This window comes from Dorea sp. AF36-15AT (assembly GCF_003477705.1).
Classification (GTDB): Bacteria; Bacillota; Clostridia; order Lachnospirales; family Lachnospiraceae; genus Claveliimonas; species Claveliimonas ammoniilytica.
This window is the reverse complement of the sequence record NZ_QUDV01000003.1, coordinates 240,145-254,126: the sequence shown is the minus strand read 5'-3', so window position 1 is coordinate 254,126 and position 13,982 is coordinate 240,145. Positions and strand designations below refer to the sequence as shown.

The 13,982-nt window shown below is 43.2% G+C and carries 13 protein-coding genes and 1 riboswitch; of the genes, 4 read left to right on the top strand and 9 right to left on the bottom strand.

Annotated features, from left to right (window positions below; genetic code table 11):
• Nucleotides 1-53 precede the first annotated feature (53 nt).
• The 4 genes from recD2 to DWZ93_RS07030 all read right to left on the bottom strand — a co-directional run bounded on the left by recD2 (nt 54) and on the right by DWZ93_RS07030 (nt 5,121).
• On the bottom strand, nt 54-2,291 hold the full coding sequence (gene recD2, locus DWZ93_RS07050; RefSeq protein WP_117613308.1) for an SF1B family DNA helicase RecD2: 2,238 nt from the start codon (nt 2,289-2,291) through the stop codon (nt 54-56).
• Nucleotides 2,292-2,342: 51 nt separating this feature from the next.
• On the bottom strand, nt 2,343-3,401 hold the full coding sequence (locus DWZ93_RS07045) for a YqaJ viral recombinase family nuclease (RefSeq protein WP_005333354.1): 1,059 nt from the start codon (nt 3,399-3,401) through the stop codon (nt 2,343-2,345).
• A complete protein-coding gene (locus DWZ93_RS07040) occupies nt 3,395-4,534 on the bottom strand; it encodes a hypothetical protein (protein ID WP_005333353.1) in 1,140 nt (379 codons plus the stop codon). Before DWZ93_RS07040 ends, DWZ93_RS07045 begins: the two co-directional genes overlap by 7 nt.
• A gap of 398 nt (nt 4,535-4,932) precedes the next feature.
• Complete coding sequence (locus DWZ93_RS07030) at nt 4,933-5,121, bottom strand: 2-ketoisovalerate ferredoxin oxidoreductase (RefSeq protein ID WP_425458801.1); 189 nt, start codon at nt 5,119-5,121, stop codon at nt 4,933-4,935.
• Nucleotides 5,122-5,313: 192 nt separating this feature from the next.
• Here DWZ93_RS07030 and DWZ93_RS07025 point away from each other — a divergent pair, with 192 nt between their 5' ends.
• The 3 genes from DWZ93_RS07025 to DWZ93_RS07015 all read left to right on the top strand — a co-directional run bounded on the left by DWZ93_RS07025 (nt 5,314) and on the right by DWZ93_RS07015 (nt 7,423).
• Nucleotides 5,314-5,631: a helix-turn-helix domain-containing protein gene (locus DWZ93_RS07025; protein WP_005333350.1), complete on the top strand. Its 318-nt coding sequence runs from the start codon at nt 5,314-5,316 to the stop codon at nt 5,629-5,631.
• Nucleotides 5,632-6,012: 381 nt separating this feature from the next.
• A complete protein-coding gene (locus tag DWZ93_RS07020; protein ID WP_005333349.1) occupies nt 6,013-6,207 on the top strand; it encodes a DUF3173 domain-containing protein in 195 nt (64 codons plus the stop codon).
• Between the two features lie 34 nt (nt 6,208-6,241).
• A complete protein-coding gene (locus DWZ93_RS07015; protein WP_005333347.1) occupies nt 6,242-7,423 on the top strand; it encodes a site-specific integrase in 1,182 nt (393 codons plus the stop codon).
• 77 nt (nt 7,424-7,500) lie between these two features.
• On the opposite strand, the gene guaA is transcribed toward DWZ93_RS07015, so the two are convergent.
• Entirely contained in the window at nt 7,501-9,045 is a 1,545-nt protein-coding gene (guaA, locus tag DWZ93_RS07010; protein WP_118382992.1) for a glutamine-hydrolyzing GMP synthase, read from the bottom strand.
• Nucleotides 9,046-9,247: 202 nt separating this feature from the next.
• Nucleotides 9,248-9,417, top strand: a riboswitch (M-box (ykoK) riboswitch).
• Between the two features lie 152 nt (nt 9,418-9,569).
• Between guaA and mgtE the strand changes: the two genes are divergently transcribed.
• Nucleotides 9,570-10,904: a magnesium transporter gene (gene mgtE, locus DWZ93_RS07005; protein ID WP_118452442.1), complete on the top strand. Its 1,335-nt coding sequence runs from the start codon at nt 9,570-9,572 to the stop codon at nt 10,902-10,904.
• Here mgtE and spoIIID read toward each other — a convergent pair.
• From spoIIID to DWZ93_RS06985, 4 genes are all read right to left on the bottom strand, one after another.
• Nucleotides 10,891-11,172, bottom strand: coding sequence for a sporulation transcriptional regulator SpoIIID (spoIIID, locus tag DWZ93_RS07000; protein WP_118452424.1), 282 nt, complete (start codon nt 11,170-11,172; stop codon nt 10,891-10,893). The two genes, mgtE and spoIIID, sit on opposite strands and share 14 nt — an antisense overlap.
• A 77-nt stretch (nt 11,173-11,249) precedes the next feature.
• Nucleotides 11,250-12,446, bottom strand: a complete 1,197-nt coding sequence (locus DWZ93_RS06995) for a sensor histidine kinase (RefSeq protein WP_158574294.1) — start codon at nt 12,444-12,446, stop codon at nt 11,250-11,252.
• A 15-nt stretch (nt 12,447-12,461) separates the two neighbouring features.
• Nucleotides 12,462-13,157 carry a response regulator transcription factor gene (locus DWZ93_RS06990; RefSeq protein WP_118452422.1) on the bottom strand — a complete coding sequence of 232 codons (696 nt, stop codon included), beginning with the start codon at nt 13,155-13,157 and terminating at the stop codon, nt 12,462-12,464.
• Between the two features lie 12 nt (nt 13,158-13,169).
• Entirely contained in the window at nt 13,170-13,925 is a 756-nt protein-coding gene (locus DWZ93_RS06985) for a DUF975 family protein (RefSeq protein WP_118452421.1), read from the bottom strand.
• Nucleotides 13,926-13,982 lie beyond the last annotated feature (57 nt).

Below are 13,982 nucleotides of genomic sequence, written 5' to 3'. Positions count from 1 at the left end.
GTTCCCCTATATAAGAGTAATAGTCCGCTTATTTCAAAAATTGAAAAATATTTTTAAACAACAAGTTTTAACTGCTCCATTTCCGGTTTCTGTTCACTCTGATACTGATCGTAATACTGTACGATCCGCTCACTCAGAATGGTGTTCCTTGTCCCGCTGTCATCCGTATGGATTGCCTGACAGACTGCAGCCCATTCCCCTACCAGATAAACCTTGCTTTTCGCTCTGGTCACTCCGGTATAGAGAATATTGCGCTTCAGCATCATATAAAAGGCTTTTACCCAAGGGATGATGACAACCGGACATTCGGAACCCTGTGCCTTATGGATGGTTGTTGCGTTAGCATGTTCGATCATTTCCATCTGGTCAGCTTCATATTGCACCTGCCGCCCATCCGGGAATCCGATCACTGCCCTGGCATTTCCATCCTCATCCGTGATACAGTCCAGTATCCTGCCCAGATCGCCGTTACTCGCCATCTCGGTATTTTTATTCTGTAAAATCTTATCGCCAACCCGGAACACCTGACTGCCGATATGCAGTTCCTTCTTCCCTGCGATTGGCGGATTTACAAAATCCTCCAGAGATTTGTTCAATTCATCCACTCCGGCAGCACTGCGTTTCCGATACGGAGTCAGGATCTGTACCTGATCCATGCCGTTTTTTGCAATCTCGTCCAGATAAATCCTCCGGACAATCTCTGCCGCTTCATCTGCTCCTTTACAGGCAATGAACTGAAAATCCTCCCCAAAGCTCAGATTAGTCTTATTCTCCTGCATCAGTTTTGCATTATAAGGTATGCTGCTCAAAGCGCCCTGCCGGTAAACCAGATCCAGTACCGTGACCGGAATCAGCCCGCAGGCAATCAGTTGCCGGAACACATCCCCGGCTCCTACGGATGGAAGCTGGTTCTTATCCCCGACTAAAAGGACTCTGGCATGTCTGCTAACCCGCCGGAAAAATTCATAGGCAAGATGCATGTCCACCATGGACACCTCATCTACATTTAGAAATCCGGCAGACAGGTACTCAAAATCCGGTTCAAAATCCGTATCATCTCCCAAAAGCCCCAGGGCCAGATGCATCGTGGATGCATTTTCACAGCCGGTACTCTCCACCATACGTCTTGCCGCACGTCCGGTCGGAGCCATAAGCTGTACCTCTGACCTGCATAACGCCTGATGGATATAGAGAATCACCTTGAGAACCGTTGTCTTTCCGGTTCCGGGACCTCCGGTAATAATACTGATGGGATGTGCAAACACCATCCGCACTGCCTGTTTCTGTGTTTCTGACAGCGTGATCCCCAGTGTCTTCTGTGCCTTTTCCAGCTCCGGTTCAATGGACAGCAAAACCGGCTTCTCCAAAAGCCGTCTGGCTATCATGGAAGCGGTCTGTGTTTCTTCTTCATACTGCCGGATAGAATAGATCCGTTCTTCCTCCACAACAATGCTTTTTTGCAGCACCAGCCGGTAAAGCACCTGACTGACATCCTGCTCCGATACTGCCATGACCTGCAGATCCCGGTTCAGTATTTCCAGTGCTTCCCTGATAACCTCCTGACGCTGCTTAAACAGATGTCCTTCTTTCATTGCCTGATTCATGATATGTCCGATGCACCCGGATATCCGCATGGGATCATTGAGTGCACAGCAGCACTGTCTTCCGATCGCATCCACAGTCAGAAACCCGAAGCCTTTGACTGCACTCAGCATGTAAGGGCGGTGCCGGATAATATCCACCGATTCATTTCCGAATTTCTTCAGAATCATATTCACTTTTTTGGGTGTTACCTTAAAAGGCGCCAGAAACGTCATCAGTTCCCGGAACACCTGGTTTTTTCCATAGGACTCCACAATAGCAGCCAGCTTCTTCTCGGAAATTCCACGGATCTTCAAGAGTTCCTGCGGGTTGTTTTCCATGATTTCCAGTGTCTGAAGCCCAAACTTCCGGAAAATAGTATCTGCCATCTTGGGACCGATACCTTTGATTGCACCGGAAGAAAGGTATCCTAAGATACCCTCCTTTGTCCGTGGTACAACCTCCATGAAATTTTCCACCTGATACTGAGTTCCATGCTCTCCGCTCTCCCATCTGCCTTCCATCTCAAGCTCAATCTCGTCTGTAAGCGGAAGACCGAATCCAATCGCTGAGAAGCCGATGATATTCCGGGATGCCAGATATTTGTCTCTGGCTGACAGGGGGACAGACGTATCCTGTGTGGTGAATATGGCAATCGTATACCCATTCTCCTCATTCTGGAAAATCTTATGTTTAAATCTGCACCTCATTGTTTATATCCCTCCAGCTTTTTATCCGCATCCGTTCATTTGGTTTTCTCATTACGCCGCCTCCTTCTTAATTCGGAAAGTACGGCTCTCCGTTGTTTTTGTATATTCCTCATAGATATCCGGATGCTGGTTTTTCAGCTTCTCCATCTGGTCTTTCCCAACCGAAGTACGTCTGGTCGGATTATAGGTAATACGGTAACGGTTCGTACCGTCCTCCAGCACTGCCTTGCAGCCCTGCCCCAGCTGTTCCACAAAAGGAACACTGATTGCCCGCTGTTCTGCTTCGATTTCCTTTTTCCGTTTTTCCAACTGTGACTTTTCCTCCGAAAGGGTAAGATACTTCTCAAGATTTTTTGATTCCAGACCGGAAAGCACAATTTCCGGAATAGATTTGTCTGCAAAACCACCATAATTACGGATATTTGCCAGAACCAGATCGGAATTCCCGTTATGCGGCGGTACTACATTTTTCAATACATGTTCCTGCCAGAAATACGTTTCCTGATCAATGATGTCTTCTTCCTCAATCAGATCACGCTCAATGGTGCGATACACAAACTCATTCTCGTTATTTCCATACAGGCATGCGATAAAGGCTTTCTGCATATTCATCACAGACAGATAATGCCTTACCTGCAGCACATAATGAGCTGGAATACCCTCATCAGCCCACTTATCTTTCGCATTATAATTGCAGGTTTTACATTCCAGAATCGCAAATGTCCCATCCGGCATACGAACAAAAAAATCCACATCTGCAAGCATGAACGGATATAATGGATGCCGGAACATGACACGTACCGGAAATACTTCCAGTCCGGTCTTTTTGGAAAAGATTTCTGCCACCAGATCTTCCAGCCGGTGTCCGACTTCCTTGGCAACCCAGTTGCTTTCCTCTTCCTCCTGAATGACCGGCTGCACACCTGTTTTGTTGTAAAACAGATCCCGGATAGTGGCAAATGGAGAGATCCCCATGATTGCCGCTACATCACTGCCGCCGATTCCTTTTTTGCGGTATTCCAACCAGTCTTCTCTTGACAGGTTACTGATATCCACAACCTTTTCCGGTGTATACTCTGCTTTGTTATTCATTCCAATTCCTCCTAACATTTGACTGCTCCATAAACGTCATATTTTTTCCAGTCTTTTATAAGCGCCTTCGTAATATCCTCCTCCAGCTTCAGGATGCCCTGTCCGGACATTCCTTCACAGGCTGCAAAAAAGGAGGCTTCATTCATGGCATAATAAAGATCATGTGCCGTACAGGCACCTTCCCCGTTCTGGGATACAAATAGCTCCACCACCTCATTCCGGATCTTCTGTTTAATGCCAAGTTCCTTCATCAGCAGCTTCAGGCAGTTCACCGGATTACGGATCTCAATGTCCATAAGCTGAGTAAGATTCTTCATCGCATCCACATAGCGGGCGCATACCTGCTCCAGATTTTTCCGGAAGTCCAGAATCGTTGCCCCTTTATCGTGAGCCAGCTTGATTGGACTTCCCAGACTGATAACGCCGTTTGGTCCGTCTGTCAAAAGCATCGGATACAGATTTGCACCGCTCGCTGCCACGTCAGATGTGGTAAAACGAAGTGCCGGTGACAGGATCTTCTCATCCATTCCGTGTGCATCCAGTGCTTTTCGGTAAGTATCCAGAAGTTCCTGACTTCCTCCGAGCTTCCACATGGCAGATACAATGGAATGGTCATAGATACCAGAGCCCTCCATGTAAACACTGCCTTTGAAATTCAGATTCAGATATTCGCAGGTTGTCTCAAACATGGCTTTCATATCAAGGATGCAATAATCATGTTTATCCCCGCCATGTACTGCGGAAACCTTTCCGTCCGCAATCTTAATCAGGGCATCCCCTTTTGCAACCCGCAGGCAGTAATTGACTACCTTCGCATATGTTGCCTTATCCAGCTTGCGAAGCCCGTCTCCATTGACACCTGCGCGGCTTAAAATGGTGCGGATGGCACAGTCACGTACCGGATAGGATTCTCCTCTCATTTTCAGTACAAGCTGCGTATTCTTCTCTGTATCCTCCAAAATTTCTTCCATGGATGCATCTGCCGCATCCAGATTTTGAGCCTCCTTTTCCAGTGGTGCCAGCCGTAACGTATTCGTTGGCTTTCTGATCCATTTGGCATTTCTTCCTCTCTCTGCCAGAAACTCCAGCAGATCTTTTACTTCTGCAAAGGATCTCTCAAATCCATCTGCATACACTCTTGCTTCATTCATGTTCTTATTCCACCTTTCTTAAAATAATATTTATCCATCAACAGCCGAAGCTGGTTGTGGCATGCAACTATGCCGAAACCTAAATGTAAGCACAAAAAAAGAATGAAAAGAGAGTCTTTTCTCTGTTCATTCTTAAAAGTCTGGTTTCTTCCTGAAAAAACAAAAGTGCCACGCAGCCAAAAAAGGCATACCGTGACACTCACTACAAACATAAACTACTTATGCCAGGAATCAGCTCCTGCTGTTTCCTGTAAGTTTGGAGATTCTTATGAATCCCGAAACTCCCCAAAAAGGGTGTGCATAAAATAAACTATATCAGTATACTAGCACAAGATATTCCTCATGTCAATTCAGGCTTATACTATATATGGTGTTTATATTTGTTCAAAATACTACATCTATTTTTCTACTACGAATTCAATCTTCTCTTTCAGATACTCCCGGCAGCCAAACCGAACCGTTCCACACTGCTTTGACTCCTCTTTCGCCTTTTCATTACAGCAGTCCAAGTAGGGACAATCGTTACATTGATTCCGCAGTGCTTCCTTCGCCCATTCAATTTCCTGCTCATTTCCTATAATCCGCACAGACATCCACTTCCTTTGCTATCATCATACCCCAAAATCCATTTTCTATCATCCATAATTTCTTTTTTTGTATCATTTTAGTAAATTACGGTTATATTACGGAATAATCACTATATTTCAAATATATCTCTATTTTATTCCGTAATTTGCTGTAAGTAAATAGTTTAAAATGTGGAAGAGAGGTGTAAATGTATGGATAAAAACTTTATTGGAGAACGCATCAGCGAACTGCGTTTAAAGAAAAATGTATCTGAATATCAGATGAGTCTGGATCTTGGCAAAAATAAAAGCTACATCCAGTCCCTCACTTCCGGACGTTCTCTGCCTACCATGCAGAGCTTTCTGGATATCTGTGACTATCTGGAAGTCACTCCTCAACAGTTCTTCGATTCAGAGCTGCACAATCTTCCTCTGATTGACAAAGCAACTGATCTGATGAAACAACTCGATGACGAGGATATGCTTGCGCTCATTTCCATGCTGAATCGTCTGGCTCTAAAACGCAAATAGATTTCCGTGGCTGCCAAATCAAGGCAGCTTTTATTTTTATCATTTTTTCTTAAAATTTTTCAATCTTAAAGAAAAGCCCCCTATTCCTTAATTGAATGGGTAATATATCCATTCGCCGTACCTTGAAAACAAAAGAAATCTTTCGGGAGATTGATATAGGTGACTGCAGATAGTTTGCATCTTCGCACGCCTGCAGCTTAATAGTTACAAAGTAACACCGTTTTACGTGGCCGGAACGGGCATAGGAACTGGCTTCTGAAAGAATAACATAGACTTTTGGGATTTTAGCTTATAGCGCTTTTATTAGAGAACTTTTACTCAAAATTTGATATAATAATAGACAGGTATCAAGTTGATTCCCTGTCTGTGGAAAGGAGATTCATGATAACTGTAACAAAAAGGGATTTGATTGAATTAGGCTACGGTCCTTCCTTTGCTGCTGATATTATCAAAAAAGCAAAGGAACTTATGGTAGAAAAGGGGCATACCTATTATCAATCCAGAAAATTAGACAGGGTTCCAAAAGAAGCCGTTGAAGAATTATTAGGGATTACTTTGCCCGATAAGCAAGAATGATCGTGCTTTTTGCATTTTAGTAAGGAGTGAAATCATGGCAAAAGATCCAATTAAAAAAGCAGAAAACGGCACTTATTATTTTCGAGCCAACCTCGGATATCATCCTGTAACCGGAAAACAGATTCAAAAATACCGCAGCGGATTCTCAACAAAAAAAGAAGCCCGTGCCGAGTATTCCAAATTGATTCTTGCATCAACGGAAGAATTAGCTGATAAGAAGGAAGACATTACCTTCAAAAAGTTTATTGAAGAAATCTATCTTCCGTGGTACAAAACTCAGGTGAAAGAAAGTACCTACAAGAATCGTTACTCGACCATTCAAAAACACTTTGCCTATTTCTACAAGAAGAAAGTGTCCGAAATAGAAGCGATAAATGTACAGACCTGGCAGCTCAAGTTGGCAAAACAATTCAGTCCAAACTATGTACGCATTGTTCAGGGAATGTTATGTTTAGCTTTTGACCGGGCGATTATCCTCGGACTTGCAAAGAAGAATCCTGCCCGCATGATCGGCAATATCAAATCTAAAAAAGTAAAGATCGACTTCTGGACTTTGGAGGAGTTTCAGAAGGTAATATCCCTGCTGTACAAAGGTGACTACTACGAGCACTATCTCTTCATCTCGTTCTGGCTTTTATTTATGACTGGAATGCGTATTGGAGAGGCTGCCGCCTTACAGTGGGATGATATTGATTTTGAAACAGGTATGCTGATTATTAGTAAAACACTGTACTATAAAACAATGAATGACTACAAATTCGTTGAACCTAAGACGCAGGCAAGCAACCGTACCATTTATATTGATGCTGATACCATCAAGGAATTACAAGAATGGAAGGCGGTCCAGGCAAAGGTTTTACCAAATTGTGGATTCGTACTGAGTTATAACAGTACACCCACCAGCAAAACAACGCTTCCAAGAGCATTAGAGAAATTGGCAAATTTAGCTGGTGTCCACAGAATCAAAATTCATGCCCTGAGACATTCGCATGCTTCCCTGCTTATCAGCATGGGCGAAAATCCACTGCTGATTAAAGAGCGTCTTGGACATGAAAAAATACAGACGACACTAGGAACTTATGGTCATCTGTATCCAAACACCAATATTGAGATTGCAAAGAAGCTGACCGGGGTTCTCAGCTACCAGTCAGCTTCTCAAAGTATTGCTAATTATACCAGTAATCAGCATACTGCAATGTATCACAAAGAAATATAAAAATGCAATGATAATGCAATTTCAAACACCCAAAGCCGCAAAGCCCCGTGGTTACGGGCTTTGTAGCCCAGCGTCAACTATTCGAACTCAATCGTACCCGGCGGCTTACTTGTAAGATCATAGAATACTCTGTTGACTCCTCTGACCTCATTAATAATTCTGCTCATTACCGTCTGCAGTACTTCAAATGGAAGCTCAGCTGCCTCTGCCGTCATAAAATCGATGGTATTAACTGCTCGCAATGCTACTGCATAGTCATAGGTTCTTTCGTCACCCATAACACCAACGCTTCGCATATTGGTCAGTGCTGCAAAGTATTGTCCGATTCCACGATCAAGTCCTGCTTTTGCAATCTCTTCACGATAAATTGCATCTGCATCCTGTACGATGCGTACTTTTTCTGCATTGACTTCTCCAATGATACGGATACCAAGTCCCGGTCCCGGGAATGGCTGACGAAATACAAGATACTCCGGAATACCCATTTCCAGACCTGCTTTTCTTACCTCGTCTTTGAACAGGTCACGCAGTGGTTCAATGATTTCTTTGAAATCTACATAATCCGGAAGTCCGCCTACGTTATGATGAGACTTGATCACTGCTGATTCACCGCCCAGACCGCTTTCTACTACGTCCGGGTAAATGGTTCCCTGTACCAGAAAGTCTACTGCACCGATCTTCTTAGCTTCTTCTTCAAACACACGGATAAATTCTTCTCCGATGATCTTACGCTTTCTCTCCGGTTCTTCCACTCCGGCAAGCTTACTATAGAAACGTTCCTGCGCATTCACGCGAATAAAATTCAGGTCATACGGTCCATCTGGTCCAAATACTGCTTCTACTTCATCTCCTTCATTTTTACGAAGAAGTCCATGATCTACAAATACACAGGTCAGCTGATTACCGATTGCTTTTGACAACATAACAGCTGCTACAGATGAATCTACACCACCTGATAATGCACAGAGCACTTTACCGTCTCCGACCTTTTCACGGATAGCCTTAATAGAATTCTCTACAAACGCATCCATCTTCCAGTCGCCGGCACATCCACAGACGTTTCTTACAAAATTATACAGCATCTTGGTTCCTTCTGGTGTGTGCAATACTTCCGGATGGAACTGAATTGCATACAGTCCTTTCTCCTGACACTCTGCCGCTGCTGTTGGGCAGTCTGCTGTGTGTGCTGTAATCCGGAATCCCGGAGCAATCTTTGAAATATAATCAAAATGGCTCATCCAGCATATCGTCTTCTCAGACACATCACCGAATAATGGAGATGTCTTATCTACAAATACTTCTGTCTTACCATATTCACGGACATCTGCACGCTCTACTTTACCACCTAATATATGCATCATTAACTGTGCACCATAGCAAAGTCCGAGCACCGGAATACCCATTTCAAATAATTCCTTTGCATATGTCGGAGAATCCGCCTCATAACAGCTGTTCGGACCTCCGGTCAGGATGATTCCCTTCGGGTTCATAGCCTTGATTTTCTCAATATCAGTCTTGTAAGAATAAATCTCACAATATACATTGCACTCACGGACACGTCTTGCAACCAACTGATTATACTGTCCGCCGAAATCAAGTACAATTACTAATTCTCTATCCACCTGTGTTCCTCCTCAATCTTGTCCTGAAAGCCAGACACTATGCCAGGCTTCCGTACTTCTTTTCATTATAAAATAGCACTCCGATATTTACAAGCATCGAAGTATGATTTCTTTTACCAAAATTTAACCCAATTTCTTCATATAACTAGTAACTATTGGTTGACATCCCCTACCTCGGGCGGTAGAATGAGTTTGCAGAATTAAATATTCTCGGTAGGTGAGGTTACCGCAGGGATATGGTTATTCCTAAGATTGCTGCCGCAAAAACGTGGAGACACGATTCGCTGGTCAACAGGCTATGTCGTATTTAAGGCATAACCTAATGCAATTATTAAGCCCTGCGATACTAAAGCTTGAACGATGATGATTATTTGGAGACAGAACAACCTTGTCATTGCTCAGGCTTTGATGAGGTTTTTTATATTTTTACGAGAAAAAGGTGGTGAGAGTAATGGATTCGGACGCGGATAATTTGATATACAACTTTCGACTGATATTAATGAAAGGATGGGATTCCGATGAATATGACAATAACAATCTTCAAAGATCTGCTTTTGAAGAAAGACTACAAGACAATCCAGAATATATTAAATGTAATGAACGCAGTAGACATTGCTCTTCTGCTTTCAGAATTAGAAGATAAGGAACTGGCCATTGCATTCCGGCTGATTCCAAAAGACGAAGCTTCTGACGTATTTTCCAATATGAGCAGCACCATGCAGGCTTATCTGGTAGAGATATTTACCGAAAAGGAACTGAAAGAGCTTCTTGATAACCTTTATATGGATGATACCGTAGATATGCTGGGTGAATTTCCGGCTAATCTGGTTACCCGTATTTTGGACACCGTAGACAGCAGCAAACGTGACGATATTAATCTGTTGCTGAACTACCCTGATGACAGTGCCGGAAGTATCATGACTACTGAATATGTGGCACTAAAAAAAGACATGACCGTGTGCGATGCCATGCGCCACATCAAGGAAGTCGGCATCCACAAAGAGACCATTTATACCTGTTACGTACTGGAACGCAGAAAGCTGATCGGTATCGTAACTGCCAAGGATTTGATGACCATGGATGATGACACTAAAATTGGTGACATCATGGAGACGGAGATCATCTCTGTTCATACACATACCGACCAGGAAGAAGCTGCAAGGCTCTTCTCTAAATATGACTTTCTTGCCCTTCCGGTTCTGGATGCGGACGGATTAATGGTTGGCATCATCACCGTCGATGATGCTATTGATGTCGTAGTAGACGAGGCCACAGAAGATATGACTGTGATGGCCGCTGTAACACCAAGTGAAAAAAGCTACTTTGATACATCCGTTTTTGCTCACGCTAAAAATCGTTTCGTATGGTTGCTGGTGCTGATGTTTTCCGCAACAATTACCGGAACGATCATTACCCGTTACGAAAATGCATTTGCGGCAGTGCCACTTCTGGTATCATTTATCCCGATGCTGATGGATACCGGCGGTAACTGTGGTTCGCAGAGTTCGACTCTGATCATCCGCGGACTCGCCCTGGATGAGATCAAATTCAAAGACATTTTCCGGGTGATTTTCAAAGAATTCCGCATCGCATTGCTAGTCGGAATCGGTCTGGCAATTGCCAACGGTATCCGTATTTTTATTATGTACAAAGATTTAAAAATGGCAATCGTTATCGCACTGTCGCTGTCATTGATTGTCATCATTGCTAAGATCATCGGCTGTACGCTTCCATTGTTTGCAAAGAAGCTACACATGGATCCTGCCATCATGGCATCGCCGCTGATCACAACTGTAGTAGATACCTGTTCGATCATGATCTACTTCTCAATCGCGACCAGAGTATTTACACTGTCTTAAATGCTGTCTCTGACAGTTCGTGCTGATGAAGATATTTTTCACGCGTCGCCATACCGCCGCGGATGTGCCGCTCGGATTTGTTCACATCCAGAACCTTGCGCACCTCCGCTGCCAGCGATGGATTAACTGTAAGAAGTCTCTCTGTCACATCCTTGTGTATAGTGCTCTTACTGACTCCAAACTGCCTGGCCGTCTGGCGGACCGTAGCCTTATGTTCGATGATATAATAGGCGATCTCAATTGCACGTTCTTCAATATATTCTTTCATACAAAACCCCTGCATAGTTCGTTTTTTACAATCTATGCAGGGGCGTTTTGATGTATGTCTATGTTAAAATTCTTCCCTTACTCATATTCATATGGTTTCTCTTCCACTTGTTTTATCTTAATACAAAATGCTTTCGTATATCCTTCTTCTGTCGGCTGCTCCAATGTCAGATTGCCTCCGTGCATTTCAATGACTTTTTTTGAAACGCTTAATCCAAGTCCGCTTCCGCCTCGGCTGTTTCGCGATTCATCGCCCATAACAAACGGGTCGAACAACTGCTGTGCTAACTCCAAATCGATCCTCTCGCCGGAATCCATGACTTTGATCACCAGATAACTAAGCTTCTTTTTCATGCTGATTTTTATGCTGGTTCCTGCTTCATTATGCTTGATAGCATTCGTAAGCAAATTTGTAAATGCACGGCTGAACTGCATTTTATCTATTTCTGCATAGTCCGCTTCTTCCGGAATATCTATATCAGGAATCATCCCAGCCTCTTCCATATCAGTATACGCACCTGCCACAAGCTGAAGGACAAGTTCTGTGATATTGATCCGTTCCTTTTTCAGATCAAATCCTTCGCTGTCCAGCTTCACATAATTAAAAAGCAATGTGATCAGCTCACTCATTTCCAACGATTTCTTCCGAATTGATTCCAGGTATTGCTTCTGCTTTTCCGGATCTTCCACCATGCCGTCATTCAATGCCTGTACATATCCGGCAACAGTTGTGATCGGAGTTTTCAGATCATGGGTAATATCGGACAGCAACAGATTCCTCTTTCTGGCAAATGCTTCCTGCTGCCTTCTGTCGTATTCCCGCACCTCTTCCATTTTCCTTACCACAATACCACTGTAATATAAAATGCCTACCATATACGGAAGCAGATAAAGGCAGATAAAAACAAACAACACTACAAATATCAACATCTGTTCCGTTCCGGACATTCCGGTAAGAAGATTGCTGTTTTTCCACAAACCTGCTGAAATATAGGAAAATATTCCAGCCAGACCATTTGGAAGTAGTATATTAATTCCAGTCAGCAACAAATAACCGGCCATTCGCAGCAATAAGATAATATTTTCCCCTGCTGACTGATTTGTAAAAATCGGCTCTGTCCCAAATAATATATTAAAAACAGGAAACATGATTCTGGTTACAATCAGATTAATAATTGCTTCACAGGCAAAGATAAATACCATTACTGCCAACAGACGAATAATCAGGAAACGTTTCAGATGTTCTATTGTCTGCGACGTATCTGTTTGTGCCATTCCCTTTTCCTCCATCTATTTCTCCAATCGGTATCCCAGCCCTCTGACCGTCTTGATATATTTACTTCCATCATTTGATAACTTTGCTCTGAGTTTGCTGATGCACACCATAACATTATTATCATCGTCCATATATTCTTCGTTCCATCCAGCCTGAAAGATCTGCCCTTTTGTAAATACTTTTCCGGGATGTTCCATGAACATATACATAATCCGGTATTCCACAGAAGACAGTTCGATTGGTTCTTTTTCCCGATACAGCACGCAGCTTTCTGTATCCAGCGTCAAATCCCTCACCTTCAGATTGGCAGTCTCTGACTCCCTCTTCCCATCATGCCCACCCAGCGAATAGAAACGTCGGATATTCGACTGAATTCTTGCTACTGCTTCGAGTGGATTAAATGGCTTCGTCAGATAATCGTCCGCGCCCAAATTGAGCCCAAGAATCTTATCTGAATCTGCATCTTTTGCTGAAAATACAAGCACCGGAATATTACTCGTTTCCCGAATCTTTTTCAACACATGCAGCCCATTCATGCGCGGCATCATCACATCCAGTACTGCAAGATCCACATGTTCTTTCTCCAGAACCTCCAATGCCTCGAGACCATCTGCGGCCTCGAGGACATCATATCCACTGTTTTCCAAATATAATCTGAGCAAATCTCTGATCTCTGCTTCATCATCAGCAATTAAAATCACATATTTCATAAGAGTCTTCCCCTACTGTTCTCCCACTACATTCTCTGTTCTTGCTAACATCTGTTCTTTCAATGCCTGATAAAGCCCGGCATCCGTAAGTCTTTTATATGGCTCGATATAGAATACGTGAAGAATACCCATTGTGCATGCTCCAAGAAGATCCCACAGGATAAATGACAGATCCAGGACAAATGTATTCCATTTATTTCCATCCATCATCTGCTTACTCATTGCAAATACCTGTTCCCGATTCATGTCTGGATTTTCGCCCAGAATATATGGAATCATGCGATATTCATAAGACTTAACAATACCAGGAATGATAAACAAAAGTGACCAGAGGATGGTATACAGATCACGGAAGAACATAATCTTCACACCGTTCCTGTAGCCTCTGTCAAATGTAAAGCACACCTCTTTAATCTCTGCATTTTCTTCCAGGTCTCTGTAGAAGAAACGGTTGCGTCCAATCTCCAGTGGATTGATCAGCAATACATTTAAAACAATTGCTATCGCAATCGCGATACATGCCACAGCCAATGCAAACAGAATTATCATAATCGTACCTGCCGGAGAGATATAAGGTATTCTATTCACAATCGAATCCCCTATCATATCTGTCGAACTCGATTGTACACCAGATGATACTCCAGATGCTGCTGAACTTCCACCTCCAATCAACACTGCGAGTAACCCGACAAGCACCGCCTTCCAGTAATTTGCTTTTAATCTGATCTTCGCTTTTTCTTTCAGTCCTTTACGACTCCATGCTCCCATAATAACTCCTCCTGTCTCCTTTTATATTTCAAAAAGTAGTTCTTTGTTTCTATGCTG